The organism is Actinoplanes oblitus, from assembly GCF_030252345.1.
Lineage (GTDB): Bacteria > Actinomycetota > Actinomycetes > Mycobacteriales > Micromonosporaceae > Actinoplanes > Actinoplanes oblitus.
This window is the reverse complement of sequence record NZ_CP126980.1, coordinates 7,215,931-7,236,913: the sequence shown is the minus strand read 5'-3', so window position 1 is coordinate 7,236,913 and position 20,983 is coordinate 7,215,931. Positions and strand designations below refer to the sequence as shown.

Genomic DNA, 20,983 nt, shown 5'->3' with positions numbered 1-20,983 from the left:
CATTCATGAACCCTCCAGCCGGGAAAGCGCTACCTTTCCGCCACTATCGCAGCGAACTCGGGGCCGTTGTCAACCGATTCGGAATGACGTTGATCAAACTCTGGCCGGTGTTCTCGCCATTCTCGCCGTCGTTTGTCCAACCGGGCCGGAATCGGCGGTTGGACGCGGTCGTCTGCCACGGCCGGAACCGGCGACGGCCGGTTCCGGCACGGGGGAGTGGTGGTGCGAACGGCCGTCCGCGGCGGCGGGAACCGTGGTTCAGCCGGCCGGCCGGCCGGCCGGCACCGGAGCCGGTACGACAGGCGGCCGGGCCCAGGTGATCGGCGTGCCGGGCAGGCGTGGCCCGGGCACCGTCCGCAGCCGTCGTGCGCTCGCGACGTCCTCGCACCCGGCGAGGCCCATGGCGTCCCGCAGCTCGGTCGCCAGCAGTTCCAGCACGCGGGCCGCGCCGCGCTCGCCGCCGACGGCCAGTCCCCACATCAGCGGCCTGCCGATCAGGACGCCGGACGCGCCGAGAGCCAGCGCCCGCAACACGTCGGTACCGGTGCGGATGCCGCTGTCGAGCAGGACCTCGCAGCTGCCGCCCACCACGTCGGCGATCCCGGGGAGCGCGGCGATGCTGGTGACCGCCCCGTCGAGCTGCCGGCCGCCGTGGTTGGAGACCACTATCGCGTCCACGCCGTACTCGACCGCCTGGATGGCGTCCTCCGGGGCCAGCAGGCCCTTGAGCACCACGGGCAGCCGGGTCTGCTGCCGGATCCGGTCGATCACCGACCAGGTCAGCGCGGGACTGAACTCCTGGCTGGTGTGCGCGGCGACGGCGGAGCCCTGGTGATCGCGGGCGTGCGCGGTGGAGGTGGTGGTGATGTTGGCGGCGCGGATGTGCGCGGGCAGCGCGAACCGGTTGCGGATGTCGCGCAGCCGCCGGCCCATCCAGGGCACGTCGACGGTGAGGACGATGGCCTCGCAGCCGGTCTTCTCGGCCCGCCGGACCAGGCCGAGCGTGGCGTCGTCGTCGCGCAGCCAGTAGAGCTGGAACCAGACCCGGCCGCCGGCCTCGACGATCCGCTCGATGGGCACGCTGCTCAGCGTGCTGGCGACGAAGGGTACGCCGGCGGCGGCCGCGGCCCGCGCGGTGGCCATCTCCCCGTCGGGGTGCAGCAGCTGCTGGTACGCCACCGGCGCGGTGGCCACCGGCAGGTCGGCCGGGCGGCCCAGCAGGGTGGCGCGGGTGGTGCAGGCGGAGACGTCGCGCAGCACCCGGGGAAGCAGGAAGACACTGTCCAGGGCGTCACGGTTCGCCGCGACGGTGGTCTCGGCGCCGCTGCCGCCGGCGACGAAGTCCCAGACCTCGGTGGGGAGGATCGCGGCGGCGGCGCGCTCGAAGTCGCCGATGTTGACCGGTTCAGCGCTGCGGTCCACGCCCACCTCTCCCCTCCCGCTGAGTGGAAGTCGAGCGCTTCCGGGCGCCTGGTATCTCCAGCATTGACATCCCCCAATCTCGAATTCGAGAACCACCGAAACCTTAGGGCTCGGGCCGGCTATCTGGCTAAATCGTGACCGGACATGGCGGCGTGCATTCCGGGGGCTTCTTAACAATCGGGCGGCGGCCGGGATTCGCACGATGGCCGGCACCAGCGCGCGGTGACGCGGCAGCCACCCCAGGCAATATGACGTTCATCGATGTATCGAGCATCACCTCGTAGGGGTTCGGATCACCGTCGGCGGCCCGGGAAGTCCAGGTCGGGCCGATGTATAGGGGTTCCGCGTGAACCGTATCGGGGTACCCCAGTCCAGAGTGGACACCGTGTTCTACGGGCCCTCGGTGCGCGTATGGTCAAACTCCGGGTCGCAATGAGAATTGCCGAGTACGGGGGACCTGTGACGCTGAGTAAGCAGAATTCGAGATTGCTTCTGGTTGAACAGGTCTATGCGACGGCGACCCGGGGCAAGGGTGCGGTGCTGCTGATCAGTGGGCCGGTGGGATCGGGAAAGACGGCGCTCGCGCAGGAGATGGCGGCGCACGTGCGGCGCCTCGGCGGTCACAGCTTCCTGGTCACCGCCTCGGCGGGGGAGCAGGACCGCCCGTTCGGGGTGCTGGACCGGCTCGTCGAGGCGATGCACGTGGCCGGACTGCCACGGCCCTTCCCGGACAGCGTGCCCTGCCGGCACCGCGACCCGCAGCTGCTGATGGACCAGCTCGGCGCCGCGATCCAGCAGTTCGCCGGCGGGCGGCCGGTCCTCATCGGGGTCGACGACGTGCACTTCGCCGACGAGCAGTCGCTGCGCTGCCTGAGCTACACCATCCGGCGGATCGAGCACTCGGAGATGCTCGTCATCCTCAACGAGAGCACGTCGTACGAGCGGGACACCGCCGGTCTGCGGGCCGAGATGCTGCATCTGCCCTACTGCCATCGGATCCAGCTGGCGCCGCTCACCCCGGCGGAGGTCACCCAGCAGCTGATCGAGCAGCTCGGCGCCGCCGCCGACACCGGCTTCATCCGGTTCTGCACCGAGACCAGCGGCGGCAACCCGCTGCTGATGCATGCCCTCATCGCCGACCGGAGGGCCTCGCCGGGGCAGCCGTCCGGCGAGCCCGGTGTCAATTTCCGGCAGGCCGTGCTGCGCATCCTGCACCGGGCGTCGCCGGCCACCGCCGCGGTCGCCCGGTACCTGGCGGTCCTCGGCGACTACGCCACGCCGGCCCTGGTCGCCGAGCTCGGCGGCACCGACATCGTGCTGGTCCGCGAGTGCCTGCGGGACCTGTACGAGATCGGGTTGCTGGGCACCGAGGGGGCCGAGGGCTTCCGGCACGGTCACACCCGGTCGGCGGTGCTCGCCAGCATCCCGCTGGGCGACCTGGCCGCGCTGCACGGCCGCGCCGCCGAACTGCTGCACGCGAGCGGGGCGCCGGCCCTCGCGGTGGCCGAGCACCTGGTCACCGCCCAGGACGGCGGCCGGGGCACGTGGCGGGTCGCCATCCTGTGCGAGGCGGCCCGGGAGGCGATGACGGCGGGCGACGTGGACAGCGCGGTGAACAGCCTCCGGTACGCGGTCGGCGCCAGCCCGGACGAGACGCAGCGGGCCCAGGCCGCCGTGCTGGCCGCCGAGGCGCAGTGGCACGCCGACCCGGGCCGGGCCGCGCGCTGGCTGCACGGGCTGGCCCGGGACGCCCGCGCCGGGCTGCTCGCCGGGCCCGAGGTGCTGATCGTGGTGAACCAGCTGCTCTGGTGGGGCGAGTTCGGTGAGGCCGACGACCTGACCCGGCTCGCCGGGGTGCTGGACGAGGATCCGAGCATCGCCCGGCTGTGGCGGCTGTACTGCCGGGCCGGCATGGGCTCGGACCGGTACGCGGAGTCGGGGCCGCACGCCGAGCCGCCGATGGCCGGTCCGGGCCCGATCGCCGCGGTGACCTACCTCAGCGCGGCGGCCACCGCGGCGTACGACGACATGGCGACCGAGCAGGCCGACCAGATGCTGGCCGGGCTGCGTGCCGGCACCTCGTTCACCCCGGCGCTCTACGCCCTGGTGGTGCTGTTGCGGACCGGCCGGTCGGACGAGGTGGTCACCTGGTGCGACGGCCTGCTGAAGGAGGACTGGATCGCCCGGGTGCCGATGCGCCGGGCGATGATCGGCACCACCAAGGCGGTCGCGGCGCTGCGTAGCGGGGACAGCGGGACCGCGCTGAACGAGATCCGTGCGGTGCTCGACGCGGTGCCGTCACCGGCCTGGGGGGTGGTGGCCGGGCTGCCCCTGTCGGTGGCGGTCCGGGCGGCCACCGATCTCGGTGACACGCAGGCGGCGCGGGCGTACCTCGCCGTGCCGGTGCCGCCGGTCATGTTCGACACCCCGTTCGTGCTGCCCTACCTGCAGGCACTGGGCCGGTACCACCAGGGCATGGGGCATCGGCAGCGGGCGCTGACGCACCTGCGGTCGTGCGCCGAGCTGATGGCCCGATGGGGTGTCGACGGCACCGAGGTGGCCACCCGGGCGACCCGGCACGGGCGGGCCACGGCCGGCGCCGGACGCCGCCGGCGCGCCCGGGCGCCGTTCCCGGCCGGCGGGCAGCCGGCCGCCGGCCTGACCCGGGCCGGCCGGGCCGCCGAGGCCGGGACGGCGGACGCCGGCCGGCTCACCGGCGCCGAGCAGCGGGTCGCCGCGCTCGCCGCGGCGGGCAACACCAACCGGCAGATCGCCGAGCGGCTCTCCATCACGGTCAGCACCGTCGAGCAGCACCTCACCAAGGTCTATCGCAAGCTCAACGTGCGCAGCCGCTCCGGACTACGGCCCCTCACCTGAACGATCGCCGCTCGATTCGGTCTGGAGGACTCGTCAGATGAACCTCACCGCGCCGCCGGCCGCACTCGGCGGGCACGCGCTGCTGGTATTCCTGGTCGCGGTGGTGACCCTGCTGGTGATCGCCCGCCTGCTGGCCCGGCTGGCGGAACGGGTGGGCCTGCCGGCCATCGTGGGCGAGCTGGCCACCGGCATCATCCTGGGACCGTCCCTGCTCGGCCACCTGCTGCCCGGCCCGCTGAGCTGGATCTTCCCGCCCGCCGCCGAGCAGGCACACCTGCTGGACGCGGTCGGCCAGATCGGCATCCTGCTGCTGGTCGGCCTCACCGGGACGCACCTGGACGTCGCCATGGTCGGGCGGCGCAAGGCCACCGCCGCGCGGATCAGCCTGGGCGGGATGGTCGTGCCGCTGGCCCTCGGGCTGGCGGCCGGCTACCTGCTGACCGACTGGATCAACGGTGGCCCGGCCGGGAACCGGCTGCTGTTCGCCGGGCTGATCGGCGTGGCGATGTGCGTGACAGCGATCCCGGTGATCGCCAAGACGCTCTCCGACATGCGGCTGCTGCACCGCGACATGGGCCAGCTGACCATGGCGGCGGGCACGGTGGACGACGCGGCCGGCTGGTTCCTGCTCTCGGTGGTGTCGATGGCCGCGACCGCCGGGCTGAGCATCGGGCACGTCGTCCGGGCGGCCGCCACGCTGCTCGGGTTCGTCCTGCTCGCCGTGCTCCTCGGCCGGCCGCTGGTCCGGTCGGCGATGCGCCTGGCCGACCGGGACGACGCGCCCGGCCCCAGCATCGTGACGGCGGTCGTCATCGTCCTGACCGGCGCGGTGATCACCCAGGCGCTGGGCATGGAGCCGGTCTTCGGCGCCTTCGTGGCCGGCATCCTGGTCGGGCTGCCCCGGGCGGCGAACCAGGCGAAGCTGGCCGCCCTGCGTACCGTCGTGATCAGCGTGCTGGCACCGATCTTCCTGGCCACCGCCGGCTTCCGGATGGACCTGACCGCGCTCGCCGACCCGAAGGTCGCGCTCGCCGCGCTGGTCGTGCTGACCGTCGCGATCCTCGGCAAGTTCGCCGGAGCGTACGCCGGCGCCCGCCTCAGCCGGCTGAGCCGGTGGGAGAGCCTCGCGATCGGCGCGGGCATGAACTCCCGCGGGGTGGTCGAGGTGGTGGTGGCGCTCACCGGCCTGCGCCTGGGCATCCTGACCACCGCGAGCTACACGATCATCGTGCTGGTCGCCGTGGTGACCTCGGTGATGGCTCCGCCGATCCTGCGCTACGCCTGCGCCCGCGTCGCGGAGAACGAGAACGAGCGGCTCCGGAAGATCGACCACGACACCTGGAGCGGGGTGCCCGACGCCCGGCGAACCCCGTCCTGAGGCCTCATTAGACAGTTAGTTGGACACATTGTTCTCCGCTGTTGCCCATGTGACTCTGGATCAAGTCAATTCTTCGCCACGTCGGGAGTCACCTTGACTGCAGAAACTGTCGTGGAAACGTCCGTGCTGCGTAAGTCGGAATTGCATTCCAGTGTGTCCGACCCGGTCCTCGACACGATGAATTTCCTCAACGAGGTGACCCTGCGCTATCCGGCGGCCATCTCTTTCGCCCCGGGACGCCCGTACGACGGTTTCTTCGAGACCGAAGAGGTCATCGCGCACGTGCGCCGCTATCTCGACCACCTCGCCGATCAGGGTGTCTCGCCCGCCCAGGTGCGCACCGCGGTCTACCAGTACGGCCCGACCGCGGGTCAGATCCGCGAGATCATCGCCGACTCGCTGCGCCGGGACGAGGGCATCGACGTGCCGGCCGAGTCCATCGTGGTCACCGTCGGCGCGCAGGAGGCGATGATGCTCGTCGTCCGCGCGCTGATCCGCGACCCGCGCGACGTGCTGCTGGTCTCCAGCCCCTGCTACGTGGGCATCACCGGGGTGGCCCGGCTGCTCGACGTGACGCTCAGCCCGGTGGCCGAGCCGCCGGAGGGCTTCAGCCTGGACACCCTGGCGGCGACGATCCGGTCGGAGCGCGCCGCGGGTCGCCGGCCGCGGGCGTTCTACCTGGTGCCCGACCACGCCAACCCGTCCGGTTCCACGCTGTCCGCGAGCGACCGGGCCGGGCTGCTGGAGCTGGCCGCGCGGGAAGACCTGCTGATCCTCGAGGACACGCCCTATCGCCTGGTCAGCCCGGGCGAGCCGCTGCGGACGCTGAAGGCGATGGACAGGCATCGCTCGGTGGTGCACCTGGGGTCGTACTCAAAGACGATCTTTCCCGGCGCGCGGGTGGGCTTCGCGGTGGCCGACCAGACGGTGGTGGGCGAGGACGGCCGGACCGGACTGCTGGCCGACGAGCTTTCAAAGATCAAGAGCATGATCACCGTCAACACCTCGTCGCTGAGCCAGGCGGTGGTGGCGGGCGCGCTGCTGGCCGCCGGCGGCCGGGTCTCGGAACTGACCGCCAAGGCGGCCGGGCACTACGGCGACGCCATGCGACGGGTGCTCGACCGGCTCGCCACCCTGCTGCCCGCCTCGCGCCGGGCCGAGCTGGGGGTGCGGTGGAACGAGCCCACCGGCGGCTTCTTCCTCAACCTGACCGTCGGCTTCGAGGCGGACGACGCGGCGCTCACCCGCTGCGCCGAGGAGTACGGCGTGATCTGGACCCCGATGCGCTACTTCCACCCGGACGACGGGGGCCGCCGCTCCATCCGCCTGTCCGTCAGCTACCTGTCCCCCGAGGAGATCGACGAGGGGATCACCCGCCTGGTCGCGTTCATCGACGCCGAGACCGGCCGTCACGAGGGAAGCCGCTGATGGCGATGCTCGCCATCCGCGGCGCCGTCCAGGTGCCCGCCGACGACCGGGCGCAGATCGTGGAGGCCACCGTCGAGCTGGTCACCGAGATCATGACTCGCAACGACCTGACCAGCGACGACGTGGTCAGCGTGCTGTTCACCACGACACCGGACCTGACCGCCGAGTTCCCGGCCCTCGCCGCCCGGAAGTCCGGGCTCGACGACGTGCCGCTGTTGTGCGCGAGCGAGATCGCCGTACCGGGAGCCATGCCGCGGGTGGTGCGCCTGCTCGCGCACGTCGACGTCGACCGCAGCCGGACCGAGATCCGGCATGTCTATCTGGGCGGCGCCGAGGCGCTGCGCCCGGACCTCGAGCACTGACGATAGGAGCTCTGACATGGACATTCGCACGATCGACCACCTGGAGATCTTCACCGAGAACGCGGAGGAGACAGCCGCTACGCTCTGCACCGGGTTCGGCTTCACCGTGCAGGGCCGCAGCGGGCCGGAGACCGGGCGTACCGACTGCCTGTCACTCCTGCTCCGGCAGCACGACATCACCCTGCTGGTGACCACGCCGCTGGCGGCCGGGCACCGGGCGCACGAGTACCTGGCCCGGCACGGCGAGGGCATCGCGGTGGTCGGGTTCGCCGTCGACGACGCCGCGGCGGCGTTCACCGAGGCGGTCGAGCGCGGCGCGCTGCCGCTCGAGCCGCCCAACACCAACGGCGGCGAGGCGGACGCCGTCACCTTCGCCTCGGTGGACGGGTTCGGCGACGTCGAGCACCGCTTCACCTCCCGCCGGCAGCCGTCCGGGCTGTTCGCCCCCGGCCTGTTCGCCGAGCGGCCGCAGCCGGCCACCGGCCTGCTGCGGGACGTGGACCACCTGGCCGTCTGCCTGCCGGCCGGGCAGCTGGACGGCGCCATCCGCCGGTACCGCGACGTGTTCGACCTCGAGCAGACCTTCGAGGAGCAGATCATCGTGGGCAGCCAGGCGATGCGGTCCAAGGTGGTGCAGAGCGCGTCCCGCGGTGTCACCTTCACGATCATCGAGCCGGACCTCACCCGTGACCCCGGGCAGATCGACGCCTTCATCGAGGCACACGACGGCGCCGGGGTGCAGCACGTCGCGTTCCGCACCGAGGACATCGTGGCCGGGGTCCGCGCCTGCGGTGCCGGGGGCGTGCCGTTCCTGTCCACCCCGGGGGAGTACTACCAGGCGCTGCCGGGGCGGCTCGGCTCGGTCGGCGTCCCGGTGGAGCAGCTGCGCGAGTTCAGCATCCTGGCCGACCGCGACTACGCCGGCGTGATGCTGCAGATCTTCACGGCGTCCGTCCACCCGCGGCGCACGCTCTTCTACGAGCTGATCGAGCGGCGCGGCGCGCGCACCTTCGGCAGCAACAACATCAAGGCGCTGTACGAGGCGGTCGAGCGTGAGCAGGCCGCGGCGCAGTCCTGAGTCCCCGGTGCCGCGCAGCCTCCTGGTGATCGGAACGGGCCTGGTCGGCACCTCGGTGGCGCTGGCCGCCCGGCGCGCCGGGGTCACCGTCTTCCTCGCCGACCGCGACGTCACGGCGGCCCGGGTGGCCGAGTCGCTCGGCGCCGGGCTGGCCGAGACGCCCCGGTCCCCGGTCGACCTGGCCGTGCTCGCGGTGCCGCCGGCCCAGGTCGGCCCGGCACTGCGGGACGCGCAGCTGCGGTGCGCGGCGGACAGCTACACCGACGTGGCCGGGGTGAAGGGCGAGCCGGAGCGCGACGTGCTGCGCCTGGCGCCCGATCCGGTCGCGTACGTCGGCGGACACCCGATGGCGGGCCGGGAGCGATCCGGTCCGCTCGCCGCCACCGCCGACCTGTTCACCGGCAAGACCTGGGTGCTGAGCCCGTCCGCGCGGACCGGCGCACCGGCGCTGCGGGCCGCCACCGCGCTGGTCGAGCTCTGCGGCGCGGTGCCGGTACGGCTGAGCAGCGGCAGCCACGACGCGATGGTGGCGGTGACCTCGCACGTCCCGCACCTGATGGCCAGCCTCACCGCGGCCCGGCTGGGCGAGGCGCCGGCCGGTACCGAGACCCTCGTCGGCCAGGGCTTCCGCGACGTCACCCGGATCGCGGCCGGTGACCCCGAGCTGTGGGCGGACATCGTGCGGTCGAACGCCCCGGCGGTGGCCGCGGTGCTCCGCGACGTCGGCCGTGACCTGCTGCGGTTGTCGGCCGCTGTCGACACCCTGGCCGAGCCCGGAACCGACGGCCACGACCGGGCCGTGCGCACGGTCACCGAGGTGCTGGCGCGTGGCGTCGCCGGGGCCGGCCGCACCCGGCAGGACGGCGCGGCCGGCCGGCTCCGGGTGGTGCTCGGCCGGGAGCCGGGCGCCCTGGGCCGCCTGCTGCGGGCGGCGGCGCCGCACGGCGTCGTCGCGGAACGGGCCGACCCGGTCGGGCCCGGCGACCACGAGTTGGTCGTGCACCTGCGGCTCCCGGCTGCCGCGTCCGGCGCCGCGCTGGCGGAGCTGCGCGCGGCCGGCTGGAACGCCGGGCACGCGGAGCTCACCTCACTAGGACCGACCACCTGAAGGAGCCGCCGCTCATGCGAGTGCAATTCGACGAATCGCGATGCGTCGCCGCCGGCCAGTGCGTCATGGCCGCGCCGGACGTGTTCGACCAGCGCGACGAGGACGGTGTGGCGATCGTGCTGGACGCCCGGCCCGGCCCCGGCCAGCACGACCTGGTCCGGCAGGCCGCGGCGGTGTGCCCCGGTACCGCGATCCGGCTCGTGGAGCCGTGAGTCTCCACTGTGGAAAACAGTTGTTCACCTGATTATCGGAGGTGCGAGATGACTGCGGAGTCAGTCAAGGAAGTGTTGCGCAGCAAGCGTCGTATGTGGGGGTGGATGTACCGATGACGGCAATTCTCGAGCGGCCTTTGGAGTCGCCCGTCCCGGTCGCGTCCCGGGCCATTTCCCGTATGGTCGGGGTGGGCACCGCGGTGACCGGGACATCGGTCTCCCAGACCGAATTGATGGAGCTTCTCGACATCCAGGACCCGAAGGTCCGCTCGGTTTATCTGAACAGCGCCATCGCCCGGCGGAACCTCACCCTGCCGGAGCCGGACGCCGACGGGCGGCGCCGGCCGGAGCCGCAGGGCGAGCTGCTCGCCAAGCACAAGCGCCTCGCCGTCGAGATGGGCGGCCAGGCACTGCAGAACTGCCTCAAGAGCATCGGCGCGTCGCTCTCGGACCTGCGTCACCTCTGCTGCGTGACGTCGACCGGCTTCCTCACCCCCGGTCTCAGCGCGCTGATCATCAAGGACCTCGGCATCGACCCGCACTGCAGCCGCTCCGACATCGTCGGGATGGGCTGCAACGCGGGTCTCAACGCGCTCAACGTGGTCGCCGGCTGGTCCGCGGCGCACCCGGGTGAGCTCGGCGTGGTGCTCTGTGCGGAGGCCTGCTCGGCGGCGTACGCCCTGGACGGGACCATGCGGACCGCCGTGGTCAACAGCCTCTTCGGGGACGGCGCGGCCGCCCTGGCGCTGGTCAGCGACGGGCCGGGCGAGGTCCGGCCGGGACCGCGGATCCTCAAGTTCGCCAGCTTCGTGATCACCGACGCGATCGACGCGATGCGCTACGACTGGGACAGCGACCTCGATCGCTTCAGCTTCTTCCTCGACCCCCAGATCCCGTACGTCGTCGGCGCCAACGCCGAGCGGGTGATCGACCGCCTGCTCGCCGGCACCGGACTGCGCCGCAGCGACATCGGGCACTGGCTGGTCCACTCCGGCGGCAAGAAGGTCATCGACGCCGTGGTGATCAACCTGGGCCTGAGCCGGCACGACGTCCGGCACACCATCGGCGTGCTGAACGACCACGGGAATCTCTCCAGCGGTTCGTTCCTCTTCTCCTACGAACGACTGGTCAAGGAAGGCGTCACCATGCCCGGAGATTACGGAGTTCTGATGACCATGGGCCCCGGCTCGACGATCGAGATGGCGCTGGTCCAGTGGTGAGCGCGGCGGGGGTCGACGACCTGGTCCTGCGCGTCGACGGAAGCAAGCCGGTCTCGCCGGCGGCGGTCGAGGAACTGCTCAAGATCTGCGACCGGGCCGAGGACGGGTACGGCTCCGGCCTGCTCGTCGCCTACGTCTCGGGAACCCCGCAGCCGGGCTGGACCAAGGAGATCAGCGTCGGACTGCTGACCAAGTGGGAACGCGCGGTACGCCGCCTCGAGCACGTCGGCCTGACCACGGTGTCGGTGGCCGCCGGCGTGTGCGGTGGCACGGCACTCGACGTGCTGCTGGCCACCGACGTCCGGATCGCCGTGGCCGGCGCGGGCTTCGTCGTGACGTCGAGCGGCGACGCCACCTGGCCGGGGATGGCGCTGTACCGGCTCGCCCGGCAGGGCACCGGGCCGCGGCTGCGCAAGGCCGCGCTGCTGGGCACGTCGATCGACGCCGCGGAGGCGGCGGCGGCCGGGCTGGTCGACGTCATCGTCGACCAGGCGGACGAGGCCCTCGCGGAGCTGGCCGTGGTGGCCGGCTCGGTGACCGGCAAGGAGCTGGCGATCCGGCGGCGACTGATGCTCGACGCCCCGCAGCACAGCTTCGAGGAGGCGCTCGGGTCGCACCTGGCCGCGTGCGACCGCGCCCTGCGCCGGGCGACGGCGGCGTGACCACGCTGACCGCACCGCACGACCTCGGCACCGCCCGGGCGCGGCTGGCCGAGGCCGCGGCGGATACCGAACGGCTGCTCGGGACGCTGCCGCCGCCGGGTGACCGGACGGCCGGGCAGCGGGCCGAGGCGGCGGCGGCGCACGACGCGGTGCGCCGCCTGCGGGCCGGCTTCCTGCACGCGTACGCCGACCAGGTCTACGACGAGCTCACCGCCGGCCGTACCCGGTACCTGCGGGTCGGCGAGCTCGCCGAGGCCGCCGCGGCGGTGTTCCCCGGCCTGGTGCCCACGCCCGGACAGCTGGCCGGGGAACGCTCCCGCCCGCAGGCGGACCAGGAGGGCCGGGAGATCGACCAGGGCATCTTCCTGCGGGCCGTGCTGCGCTCGGAGCGCTCCGGGCGGCACCTGATGGCGGCGATGCTGCGGCCCACTCCCCGGGCCCTGGACCTGCTCCCCGAGTTCCGGCGTACCGGGGTGCTGGAGACCGAAGCGGTACGGCTGGAACGGCGCGACGGGGTGGCCCGGCTGACCCTGTGCCGGGACGAGTGCCTCAACGCCGAGGACGAGCAGCAGGTCGACGACATGGAGACCGCCGTCGACCTGGCCCTGCTCGATCCGTCGGTGCGGGTGGGCCTGGTGCGCGGTGGGGTGATGAGCCATCCGCGCTACCGGGGCCGCCGGGTGTTCAGCGCCGGGATCAACCTGAAGAGCATCAGCGCCGGGCGCATCTCGCTGACCGGGTTCCTGCTCCGGCGCGAGCTGGGCTACCTGCACAAGCTGGTGCGGGGACTGTCGGACGACGACGTGTGCCGGTGGACGGCGCCGGTGGCGAAACCGTGGGTGGCGGCGGTGGACGGCTTCGCGATCGGCGGGGGTTGCCAGCTGCTGCTGGTCTTCGACCACGTGCTGGCCGCGTCGGACGCGTACCTGAGCCTGCCCGCCGCGGCGGAGGGCATCGTGCCGGGCGCCGCCAACCTGCGCCTCGGCCGCGTCGCCGGGGCCCGGCTCGCCCGTCAGGTGATCCTGGAGGGCCGCCGGATCGAGGCCGGTGAGCCGGACGCCCGCCTGCTGGTGGACGAGGTGGTGCCACCGGAGGAGCTGGACGCGGCGGTGGAGAACGCCCTGACCCGGTACCTCGGCGACGCCGTGGCGGCCAACCGGCGGATGCTCAACGTGGCCGAGGAATCCCTCGACCAGCTGCGCGAGTACCTGGCCGAGTTCGCGCTCGAGCAGGCGCTGCGCATCCACGCCGAGGACGTGGTGGACAAGGTGGGCCGGTTCGCGGGGCGGACGGCATGACCGGCGTGACCCGGGTGCGGTACGAGAAGTGCGACCACGTCGCCCGGGTCACGCTCGACCGGCCGGACGTGCTCAACGCCATGGACCTGCGCATGCACGAGGAACTGGCGGAGATCTGGGACGACGTCGAGGCGGACGACGAGATCCGGGTGGCGGTGCTCACCGGCGCCGGTGACCGGGCCTTCTCGGTGGGACAGGATCTCAAGGAGCGGGCCCGCCGGGACGCGGCGGGCACGCCGCCGTCCTCCTTCGGCAGCCGGGGACAGCCGGGCTGGCCACGGCTGACCGAGCGCTTCGGTTTCAGCAAGCCGGTGGTCGCCCGGGTCGACGGGTACGCCCTGGGCGGCGGCTTCGAGCTGGCCCTGGCCTGTGACCTGATCATCGCCACCGACCGTGCGGTGTTCGGCCTGCCGGAGGTACGCCTCGGCCTGATCCCGGGCGCCGGCGGCGTGTTCCGGCTGATCCGGCAGCTGCCGCAGAAGGTGGCGATGGCTCATCTGCTCACCGGGCGGACCCTGCCGGCGGCGACCGCCCAGGCGTATGGTCTGGTCACCGAGGTGGTGCCGGCCGCGGCTCTGGACGAGTGCGTGGACGGCTGGGTGGCCGACCTGGTGGCGAGCGCCCCGCTGTCGGTCCGGGCGATCAAGGAGGCCGCGCTGAGCTCGGTGGACCTGCCACTGCCGGACGCCTTCACCGCCAGGTACCGCTGGGAGGAGCGCCGGCGGAACAGCGCCGACGCCGTCGAGGGCCCGCGGGCGTTCGCCGCGAAGCGGGCGCCCCGATGGACCGGGCGATGACCGTAGTGGCGTTTTAGGGCGCCGCCCTTGAATAGACAGCCGTCTTTGCTTCGCGTGCCGGGGAAGGGTGGCTGACCAGCTTGGTAACAGACGCGCAAGAATTGACTCACCGCGTTTCTCATTCGCGCGCCGGGGATTTCCGTATCTGATCGAGGAGAGCGCCGGTGCGCGCTATCGTCCACACCGGGCATTCAGGACCTAAGCCTCGCAATGGTGATTTTCGGTGCGTTGACCAGCGCGAATGCATGAAGCCCCGTCGCGAGCAATAGGTTGATCGGCCATTGTTTTCGGGGTGGTTGGTTCCAATTGGTAGGCCGGGTGTAGCGACCACATAGGAGACTTCGTAGGCTCGGGGCGACACATGGGGGACAGAATCTTGCGCATACAAGGTCACCGGCTACCCGCTGTCTCCGGCCCGCGTAACCGGCCGGGAAACCACGAAGGGCGGCGAATAGTCATAGCGGCGACCCGCTATTACTCACATGGCCGGCGGTAACCCCCGGTGGCCGTGGAATTCCGCGTATTGGGGCCGCTGGACGCCCTGATCGACGGTCAGCGGATCGATATCGGTGGCAATCGTCAGCAGATCGTGCTGGCCTGCCTGGTCCTCGAGGCCGGCTCGGTGGTCTCCATCGACCGCCTGATGCGAGCGGTCTACGGCGACAGCCTCCCGTCCAGCGCCCGGGTCCAGGTGCAGATCTGTGTCTCCGCGTTGCGGCGGCTGTTCGGCCGGCACGGCCATCCCGGCAGCATCGTCACCCGCAACCAGGGCTACCTGCTGCGTCTCGCCGAGATGGAGGTCGATCTCCAGCGTTACGAGCGGCTCGTCCAGGAGGCCCGGGCGGCCGGTGAGGCCGGGCGCAAGCGGGAGGCGAGCGCGCTGTACCGGGAAGCGCTGAACCTGTGGCGCGGACCCGCCCTGGAGGGACTCGACAGCGAGCCGCTGCGGCTGGTCGCCGACCGGCTAGCCGAGAGCCGGGTCACCGTCATCGAGGATTGCGTCGAGTACGACCTGGAGCTGGGCCGGCACCGCGAGGTCATCCCCGAGCTGAACGACCTGGTCGCCACCCATCCCCTCCACGAGCGCCTGCGCGGGCAGCTGATGGTGGCGCTCTACCGCTCGGGCCGGCAGGCCGAGGCGCTGGACGCCTACCGCGCGGCCCGGCGCACGCTGATCGACGAGCTGGGCCTGGAGCCGAGCGAGTGGCTGCAGCAGCTGGAACGGTCGATCCTGTCGGCGGACAGCGAGCTGAGCGCGCCCGAGTCGCCGGTCACCGCCGCGATGGCGGTGGAACCGGCCGAGCCGGCCCTGGAGCTGGTGAACCCGGAACGGACGCCGGGGAGCGAGCCGGCCCCGGCGGCACGCGGCGGCCGGCCCGTCCCGTGCATGCTGCCCACCGACATCGCCGACTTCACCGGCCGCAGCGAGCAGATCGACGCCATCCAGGCGTACCTGGCGGCGGCCGCGGACGATCCCGGGCAGCTGGCCGTGCCGATCATCGTGGTGGCCGGCAAGCCCGGCATCGGCAAGACGGCGCTGGGCATCCACGTCTCGCACCGGCTCGCGGTCCGGTACCCGGACGGCCAGCTCTTCGCCGACCTGCACGGCCGCTCCTCGGACCGGGTCAGTCCGATGCAGATCCTGGAGCGGTTCCTGCGGATCCTCGGCGTACCGGGCAACTCGATCCCGGACGGCCTGGAGGAGCGCGCCGAGATGTACCGGGGGCTGCTCTCCGACCGGCGGATGCTGGTGGTGCTGGACAACGCCGGCTCGGAGGCGCAGGTGCTGCCGCTGCTGCCGGGCAACCCGCGGACCGCCGTACTGATCACCGCCCGCAGCCGGCTCGGCGCCCTGCCCGGCGCCGTGCACGTCGACATCGACGTGCTGGACGCGGCGCACAGTGTCGAGCTGCTGTCCCGGATCGCCGGGGACGATCGGGTCCGTGACGAGGCGGCAGCGGCCGAGGCGCTCACCGAGCTGTGCGGGCGGCTGCCGCTCGCCCTGCGGATCGCCGGCGCCCGGCTCGCGGCGCGCCCGCACTGGTCGGTCGAGCAGCTCACCGACCGCCTGGAGAACGAATCGCGCCGGCTGGACGAGCTCAACCACGGCGTGATGGGCGTACGGGTGAGCATCTCACTGACCTACGACAACCTCAGCGCACCGGCCCGCCGGCTGTTCCGCCTGCTCGCCGTCGTCGACATCCCGGTCTTCTCGGCCTGGGTCTGCGCGGCCCTGCTGGACCAGCGGCTGACCGACGCGTACGACCTGCTGGACGATCTCGTCGACGCGCAGCTGGTGGAGATCGATGGCACCGGGACCGGCCCGCGCCGGCAGTACCGGTTCCACGACCTGATCCGGGTCTTCGCCCGGGAACGGCTGGCCGCCGAGGAGCCGCTGGCCGAGCGGGCCGCGGCGCTGCGCCGGGTGTTCGGCGGCCTGCAGTTCCTGGCCGAGCAGGCGCACCGGAAACTGTACGGCGAGGGCAACAAGAACCTGCACAGTCCGGCCCCGCGCTGGCAGATCCCGGCCCGGGCCACCGACCGGATGCTGAGCGAGCCGCTCGGCTGGTTCGAACGCGAGCGGCAGTTCATCGTGGCGGCGGTGCGCCAGGCCGCCCAGGTGGGCGCCGTCGAGTACTGCTGGGACCTGGCGGTCACCGCCGTCACCCTGTTCGAGTCGCGGGTCTACCTCAACGACTGGCGGGAGACCCACGAGATCGCGCTGACCGCCGTGCGGGAGGCCGGCGACCAGCTGGGCAACGCCGCGGTGCTCTACTCGGTGGGCGCGCTGGCCCTGGTGGAGAAAAGGTTCGCCGAGGCGCGCCGCCGGCTGGAGGAGTCCCTGCGGCTGTTCGAGACGCTCGGCGAGGAACACGGGCAGGCCATGGTCAATCGCCAGCTCGGCTTCCTGGAGCGGATGGACGGCAACCTCGCGGAGGCCGCCCGCCGCTACGAGCTGGTCCTGCCGGTGGTCCGCCGGGACGGCAACCCGGCCGCGATCGCCTACGTGCTGCACAGCATCGCCCAGATCGAGCTGGAGCGGGGGAACCCCGCGGCGGCCAAGGTGATCCTCGGTCAGGCGCTGGAGTTCAGCCGCCAGGTCGGTGGCCGGCGGATCGAGGCGCAGGCCCTGGACCGGCTCGGCCAGGTGCACCTGCAGGCCGGCGAGCCGGATGAGGCGGTGGTGATCTTCGGCGAGGCGCTGGCCGCGACGCGCGAGTCGGGTGACGCCATCGGCGAGGCGTACGCGACGCTCGGTCTCGGCATGGCCTACCTGCACGTCGGTGACCTGGGGAAAGCGGACAGCACGCTGACGTCGGCGCGGCGACTCGCGGTGGCCAGCGGCGAGACGATGGTCGAGGCGCGTGTCGAGTTCTGCATGGGGGAGCTGGCGCTGGCCGGCGACCGGACACAGGCGGCGACGGTTCATCTGGAACGGGCGCTGGACATGTTCCGGGAGATCCGCGCGCCCCTGTTCGAGGCGCGGGTGCTGGCCCTGCTGAGCCGGTTGGACGGGCGCTGCCGCGTGGCGTGAGCGGGCAGCGCCCGTTGCCGTCGGCTCAGCCCCAGGGCCAGTCGCCGCTGACCGCGGCGCCGGCGACCGACGTCTGCGTGGCGGGGGTGCCGGCGTGCGCCGCGCCGACGCCGATGAAAGCGACAGCGAGGGCGGCGGCGGCGAGGACGAGACGAGCGCCGACGCGGGAGAGCTCACGCATGGGATGTTTGCCTTCCGTTAGCGAGGATTCCGGCTCCGGTCGTGTTTTCCGGCCGATGCCAATGACGTTAGAGGCGTCGCCTATCGACTCGTTATCGGTTGATCTATTCGATGCCTTTCCGGCGGCTCGGGCCGGCGATAACGGATGGAATACATGCCGATAACGCGATGACCGAGCATGTCGCCAATGGGCGGCGACGGTGCCGCGGGACCGGACGGCAGGGTGGAAGTCTCATGAGTATCTCCGCGCAGGCAGTCGACGTGATCCACGGGCGACCAGCCGCGGGTATCCGGGTGCGGGTTCAGCGGAAGACCTCGGATCTCGGCATTGAGCTGGACGATTGGCTGACTGTGGAGCACGCCGAGACCGACGGCATGGGATACGTCCGCGCGGATGCCGGGCAGCGGCTCGGCCGGGGACCGTACCAATTGATCTTCGATAGCAACGCCTACTTCGCGACGCTCGGACTGCGCACCGCCTACAAGGAGGTGTCGGTCGTCGTGCGGCTGATCGGTGAGTCGGATTTCTGTCAGCTCCAGGTGCGGCTGGCGCCCTATTACTACTCGATGTATTTCGCTCATCGGGACTGATCCGTCCCGTTTTTCAAAACCGGGGAGAACAAGGCCATGGGACTGGTGGAACGCGACGAGGTGCTGGCGGCGCTGGACGGCCTGCTGGTCGCCGCCGTCGCCGGTAAGGGTCGGATCGCGACGGTCACGGGCTCCGCGGCCACCGGCAAGACCGCACTGCTGAACACGTTCGCCGACCGGGTCGTCGACCGGAACGCCCTGCCGCTCACCGCGGTCGGGTCACGGGCCGAACGGGACCTGCCCCTCGGGGTGTTCGGCCAGCTGCTGATGGACGCGCCGCTGGTCGCGCGGGAGAGCCGGCGAGCGATGGACCTGCTCCACGAGGGTGTGCAGAGCATCCCGGCGGACCCCGGCGGCGCCGCCCGGCTGGATCCGCAGATCGTGCACGCGCTCTGCGCCATCCTGCTCGACCTGTCGCAGCGCTGTCCGCTGGTCATCGTCGTCGACGACGTCGACCAGGCCGACCCGGCCTCGATCGTCTGCCTGTCGTACCTGGCCCGGCGGGCCCGGTTCGCGCCGATGCTCGCCGTGTTCAGCCACGCCACCCACCCGCGCCCGCACGAGCTGGCGGCGGAGCTGGAGGCGTGGAGCCGGACACCGCACGGCGCCCACCTGGAACTCGCCGCCCTGTCACCCGGGGGCGTCCGCCGGCTGGCCGCCGACTCGCTGCCCGACGGCGACGCGGACCGGTTAGCGCCCCGCTGGCACCAGCTCAGCGGGGGAAACCCGCTGCTGGTCACCGGCCTGATCGCGGATCAGCGGCAGGTGGCCGCCGAGGGTGGCGCCCCGGACGGCGTGCCGGTCGCCGGTGGTCACTACGCGCAGGCCGTCGTCGCCCTCCTGCACCGCAGCGACCCGCTGCCCGCCCAGGTCGCCCGCGGGGTGGCCCTGCTGCCCGAGACCAGCCTGCTCGGCCAGCTGCTCGGCGTCGACGCGGTGCAGCTCGGCCAGGCGCTGCGCGAGCTGACCGCCGCCGGGGTGCTGCGCGACGGCGACTTCCGGCACCCGGTGGCCCGGGAGGCGGTGCTGGCCGAGATCCCGGACGCGGAACGCCGGGCGATGCACCGGCGGGCGGCGGTGCTCGCCCACTACGGCGGCGCCGGCGCCCGGGTGGTCGCCGACCAGTTGCTCGGCGCCGGTCGCGCCGACGAGCCGTGGGCCGTCGCGGTGCTCGAGGAGGCCGCCCGGCAGGACCTGCGGGACGGCTGGGTGGACGCGGCGATCGGCTACCTCCGGCTGGCCTGGCAGAACTGTCCCGACGGACCGCGCCGCGCCAAGATCATGACGACGATGCTGCGGGCCGCCTGGCGGATCAACCCGGGTACGTCGACCGCGTACCTGCCGGAGCTGACAGCGGCGCTGCGCCACGGGTTCCTGCTCGGCGACGACGCCCTCACGCTGGCCAGGGCGCTGCTCTGGGACGGCCGGTTCGCGTCCGCCCGGGACGTGATCGAGCATCTCAACGGCGTGCTCGACGAGCTCGACGAGGACGGCCGGACCGAGCTGGCCATCGCCCGGCCGCTGCTGCAGTGCACGTATCCGGAGTTCTTCACCCTGCTGCGCGAGCCGTCGCGGCAGCAGCCGGCGGCGGCCACGGTCGGCGCCAGCCACCGGCTGGAGGCGGCGCAGGCGCTGGCCACCGTGCTCTCCCGGGGACCCGCCGAGGAGGTCTCCGTCGCCATGCAGCGGATCCTGCACAACTCCCGGCTGGACGAGATGAGCCTGGACGCCGTGGAGAGCGCGCTGCTCACCCTCACCTACGGCGGCTGGTCCGGCCAGGCGGCGTCCTGGTGCGACAGGTTCGTCGAGGAGGCGGTCACCCGGCGCGCGCCCAGCCGGCTGGCCCGGCTGTCGGCGATCCGCGCGGAGGTCTCGCTGCGGACCGGCGACCTGCCCGGCGCGGTGCGGCACGCCCGGTTCGCGCTGGACACCATGCCGGCGCCCAGCTGGGGTGTGGCGATCGGCGCCGCGGTAGCCCCGCTGATCGTGGCGGCCACCGCGATGGGCCGCTACGACCTGGCCCGCGACCAGCTCGACCGGCCGGTGCCGGAGGAGATGTTCGAGACCCGGTACGGCGTCCACTACCTCCAGGCGCGCGGCCGGTACAGCATGGCCGTCGGGCAGCACCAGCTCGCGCTGCGCGACTTCGAGCGCTGCGGGGAGCTGGCCGGCCGGTGGCGGCTTGACGTGCCCGGCCTGGTGCCGTGGCGGGTGGACGCCGCCGAGGCGTTGCTCCAGCTGGGCCAGCCGGGCCGGGCCCGGCCGCTCATCGAGGAGCAGCTCCAGCGCTGCGGCCGGATCAACCCCCGGGTCCGCGGCATGGCCATGCGGCTGTACGCGGCGATCAGCCGGCCGGAGCACCGCCCGACCTACCTGCGCCAGGCGGCCGACCTGCAGCTCGTCGACCAGTACGAACACGCCCGCGCGCTGATCGACCTCAGCGAGGCCTACCTGGCCCTCGGCGAGACCCGGCGGGCCAGCATGATCGCCCGGCGAGCCCGGGCGGTGGCCGAGAAGACCGAGGCTGAGCCGCTGCGCGCCAAGCTGGGCGGGCGGCTCACCGAGGCGAGCGGCGAACCGCGGCCGGCCCTGCCGAACCTGGCGTCCGCCGCGCTGGCGCTCAGCGACGCCGAACGGCGGGTCGCCGTCCTGGCGGCGGACGGATACACGAACCGGGAGATCGCCGCCAAGCTGTACATCACGGTCAGCACCGTCGAGCAGCACCTGACCAAGGTCTACCGCAAGCTCCGGGTGAACCGGCGCACCGACCTGCCGACGCACCTGTTCCGGGAGCCCGCCGCCGCCGGCTGACCGCCCGCCCCGGGAGCCGGGCCG

16 protein-coding genes are annotated in these 20,983 nt (G+C 72.6%); 14 read left to right on the top strand and 2 right to left on the bottom strand.

What is annotated here, in order from left to right; genetic code table 11:
• Positions 1 to 258: 258 nt before the first annotated feature.
• On the bottom strand, positions 259 to 1,428 hold the full coding sequence (locus tag Actob_RS32325; RefSeq protein WP_407653441.1) for an alpha-hydroxy acid oxidase: 1,170 nt from the start codon (positions 1,426 to 1,428) through the stop codon (positions 259 to 261).
• A gap of 480 nt (positions 1,429 to 1,908) precedes the next feature.
• On the opposite strand from Actob_RS32325, the gene Actob_RS32320 reads away from it, so the two are divergent.
• From Actob_RS32320 to Actob_RS32265, 12 genes are all read left to right on the top strand, one after another.
• Positions 1,909 to 4,299: a LuxR C-terminal-related transcriptional regulator gene (locus tag Actob_RS32320; protein ID WP_284915643.1), complete on the top strand. Its 2,391-nt coding sequence runs from the start codon at positions 1,909 to 1,911 to the stop codon at positions 4,297 to 4,299.
• 37 nt (positions 4,300 to 4,336) lie between these two features.
• Positions 4,337 to 5,677 carry a cation:proton antiporter gene (locus Actob_RS32315; protein WP_284915642.1) on the top strand — a complete coding sequence of 447 codons (1,341 nt, stop codon included), beginning with the start codon at positions 4,337 to 4,339 and terminating at the stop codon, positions 5,675 to 5,677.
• A gap of 177 nt (positions 5,678 to 5,854) precedes the next feature.
• Positions 5,855 to 7,105, top strand: coding sequence for an aminotransferase-like domain-containing protein (locus tag Actob_RS32310; RefSeq protein WP_407653728.1), 1,251 nt, complete (start codon positions 5,855 to 5,857; stop codon positions 7,103 to 7,105).
• On the top strand, positions 7,105 to 7,467 hold the full coding sequence (aroH, locus tag Actob_RS32305) for a chorismate mutase (RefSeq protein ID WP_284915640.1): 363 nt from the start codon (positions 7,105 to 7,107) through the stop codon (positions 7,465 to 7,467). The genes Actob_RS32310 and aroH overlap by 1 nt, the downstream gene beginning before the upstream one ends.
• 16 nt (positions 7,468 to 7,483) lie before the next feature.
• Positions 7,484 to 8,545 carry a 4-hydroxyphenylpyruvate dioxygenase gene (gene hppD / locus Actob_RS32300; RefSeq protein WP_284915639.1) on the top strand — a complete coding sequence of 354 codons (1,062 nt, stop codon included), beginning with the start codon at positions 7,484 to 7,486 and terminating at the stop codon, positions 8,543 to 8,545.
• 7 nt (positions 8,546 to 8,552) lie between these two features.
• Positions 8,553 to 9,653, top strand: coding sequence for a prephenate dehydrogenase (locus Actob_RS32295; RefSeq protein ID WP_284915638.1), 1,101 nt, complete (start codon positions 8,553 to 8,555; stop codon positions 9,651 to 9,653).
• A 14-nt stretch (positions 9,654 to 9,667) separates the two neighbouring features.
• On the top strand, positions 9,668 to 9,865 hold the full coding sequence (locus Actob_RS32290) for a ferredoxin (protein ID WP_284915637.1): 198 nt from the start codon (positions 9,668 to 9,670) through the stop codon (positions 9,863 to 9,865).
• A gap of 233 nt (positions 9,866 to 10,098) precedes the next feature.
• The gene (dpgA, locus tag Actob_RS32285; RefSeq protein WP_284915636.1) at positions 10,099 to 11,085 is read left to right on the top strand and encodes a 3,5-dihydroxyphenylacetyl-CoA synthase DpgA; all 987 of its coding nucleotides are present in this window, start codon (positions 10,099 to 10,101) and stop codon (positions 11,083 to 11,085) included.
• Positions 11,082 to 11,747, top strand: a complete 666-nt coding sequence (gene dpgB / locus Actob_RS32280) for an enoyl-CoA-hydratase DpgB (protein ID WP_284915635.1) — start codon at positions 11,082 to 11,084, stop codon at positions 11,745 to 11,747. Before dpgA ends, dpgB begins: the two co-directional genes overlap by 4 nt.
• Complete coding sequence (gene dpgC / locus Actob_RS32275) at positions 11,711 to 13,045, top strand: (3,5-dihydroxyphenyl)acetyl-CoA 1,2-dioxygenase DpgC (RefSeq protein ID WP_284915634.1); 1,335 nt, start codon at positions 11,711 to 11,713, stop codon at positions 13,043 to 13,045. Before dpgB ends, dpgC begins: the two co-directional genes overlap by 37 nt.
• Positions 13,042 to 13,842: an enoyl-CoA-hydratase DpgD gene (gene dpgD, locus Actob_RS32270; RefSeq protein WP_284915633.1), complete on the top strand. Its 801-nt coding sequence runs from the start codon at positions 13,042 to 13,044 to the stop codon at positions 13,840 to 13,842. The genes dpgC and dpgD overlap by 4 nt, the downstream gene beginning before the upstream one ends.
• Before the next feature lie 502 nt (positions 13,843 to 14,344).
• A complete protein-coding gene (locus Actob_RS32265; RefSeq protein WP_284915632.1) occupies positions 14,345 to 17,377 on the top strand; it encodes an AfsR/SARP family transcriptional regulator in 3,033 nt (1,010 codons plus the stop codon).
• Between the two features lie 25 nt (positions 17,378 to 17,402).
• On the opposite strand, the gene Actob_RS32260 is transcribed toward Actob_RS32265, so the two are convergent.
• Positions 17,403 to 17,558: a hypothetical protein gene (locus tag Actob_RS32260; RefSeq protein WP_284915631.1), complete on the bottom strand. Its 156-nt coding sequence runs from the start codon at positions 17,556 to 17,558 to the stop codon at positions 17,403 to 17,405.
• Positions 17,559 to 17,791: 233 nt separating this feature from the next.
• On the opposite strand from Actob_RS32260, the gene Actob_RS32255 reads away from it, so the two are divergent.
• Together Actob_RS32255 and Actob_RS32250 are read left to right on the top strand one after the other, a co-directional pair.
• Complete coding sequence (locus Actob_RS32255) at positions 17,792 to 18,148, top strand: hydroxyisourate hydrolase (protein ID WP_284915630.1); 357 nt, start codon at positions 17,792 to 17,794, stop codon at positions 18,146 to 18,148.
• Between the two features lie 36 nt (positions 18,149 to 18,184).
• A complete protein-coding gene (locus tag Actob_RS32250; protein WP_284915629.1) occupies positions 18,185 to 20,959 on the top strand; it encodes a helix-turn-helix transcriptional regulator in 2,775 nt (924 codons plus the stop codon).
• Positions 20,960 to 20,983 lie beyond the last annotated feature (24 nt).

Coding starts and splice junctions, on each gene's coding strand:
- Actob_RS32315 (WP_284915642.1), top strand. CDS start 4,337: ATGAACCTCACCGCGCCGCCGGCCGCACTCGGCGGGCACGCGCTGCTG.
- dpgA (WP_284915636.1), top strand. CDS start 10,099: ATGGAGCTTCTCGACATCCAGGACCCGAAGGTCCGCTCGGTTTATCTG.
- Actob_RS32310 (WP_407653728.1), top strand. CDS start 5,855: ATGAATTTCCTCAACGAGGTGACCCTGCGCTATCCGGCGGCCATCTCT.
- Actob_RS32290 (WP_284915637.1), top strand. CDS start 9,668: ATGCGAGTGCAATTCGACGAATCGCGATGCGTCGCCGCCGGCCAGTGC.
- dpgD (WP_284915633.1), top strand. CDS start 13,042: ATGACCGGCGTGACCCGGGTGCGGTACGAGAAGTGCGACCACGTCGCC.
- Actob_RS32260 (WP_284915631.1), bottom strand. CDS start 17,558: ATGCGTGAGCTCTCCCGCGTCGGCGCTCGTCTCGTCCTCGCCGCCGCC.
- hppD (WP_284915639.1), top strand. CDS start 7,484: ATGGACATTCGCACGATCGACCACCTGGAGATCTTCACCGAGAACGCG.
- Actob_RS32255 (WP_284915630.1), top strand. CDS start 17,792: ATGAGTATCTCCGCGCAGGCAGTCGACGTGATCCACGGGCGACCAGCC.
- Actob_RS32250 (WP_284915629.1), top strand. CDS start 18,185: ATGGGACTGGTGGAACGCGACGAGGTGCTGGCGGCGCTGGACGGCCTG.
- aroH (WP_284915640.1), top strand. CDS start 7,105: ATGGCGATGCTCGCCATCCGCGGCGCCGTCCAGGTGCCCGCCGACGAC.